The sequence below is a fragment of the Cupriavidus mimosae genome, from assembly GCF_023952485.1.
GTDB lineage: Bacteria > Pseudomonadota > Gammaproteobacteria > Burkholderiales > Burkholderiaceae > Cupriavidus > Cupriavidus taiwanensis_C.
The window spans coordinates 1-855 of the sequence record NZ_JALHRY010000099.1; the positions used below are offsets into that span (position 1 = coordinate 1).

Annotated in this window: 1 protein-coding gene; it reads right to left on the reverse strand. The window is 68.0% G+C overall.

Going from position 1 to position 855, the window contains the following annotated elements; genetic code table 11:
* The coding region (locus MKD50_RS30490) for a carboxyl transferase domain-containing protein (RefSeq protein ID WP_305882102.1) at positions 1–855 on the reverse strand (855 nt) is incomplete at both ends.

An 855-nucleotide genomic window follows, 5' to 3' on the forward strand; every position in this document is an offset into this window, starting at 1 on the left:
GTGGTGCCGTAGCGGGCCTTGAACTCGTCGAACTCGGAGCCGTCGACCAGGCGCGCGATCACCTCGCGCACGTCGTACGGCTTGCGCGTATCGGTCGGGATCACGCCATACAGTTCTTCCACCGGGTACAGCGGCTCGACCGGCTCGTGCAGGCGGATCTGGTCCGGCTTGCGCCGGTTCAGGTGCTGCACGATATTGCGCGCCAGGCTCAGCGCGTGATGGTCGTTCTGCGCGAAGTAGTCGGCCACGCCGGACAGGCGCGTATGCACGTCGGCACCGCCCAGGTCCTCGGCGCTGACTTCCTCGCCAGTGGCGGCCTTCACCAGCGGCGGGCCGCCCAGGAAGATGGTGCCCTGGTTCTTGACGATGATCGACTCGTCGCTCATCGCCGGCACGTAGGCGCCGCCGGCGGTGCACGAACCCATCACCACCGCGATCTGCGGGATGCCGCGCTTGGACAGGTTGGCCTGGTTGTAGAAGATGCGGCCGAAGTGGTCGCGGTCGGGGAAGACCTCGTCCTGGTTGGGCAGGTTGGCGCCGCCGGAATCGACCAGGTAGATGCACGGCAGGTGGTTCTCCTCGGCGATCTCCTGCGCTCGCACATGCTTTTTGACCGTCATCGGGTAATACGTGCCGCCCTTGACGGTGGCGTCGTTGCAGACGATCACGCATTCCTGCCCGGCCACGCGGCCGATGCCGGTGATGATGCCGGCGCCGGGCGCGGCATCGTCGTACATGTCGTACGCGGCCAGCTGCGACAGCTCCAGGAACGGCGTGCCGGGATCGAGCAGCTGCTGCACGCGCTCGCGCGGCAGCAGCTTGCCGCGCGCCAGGTGCTTGTCGCGCGCGGCCGCG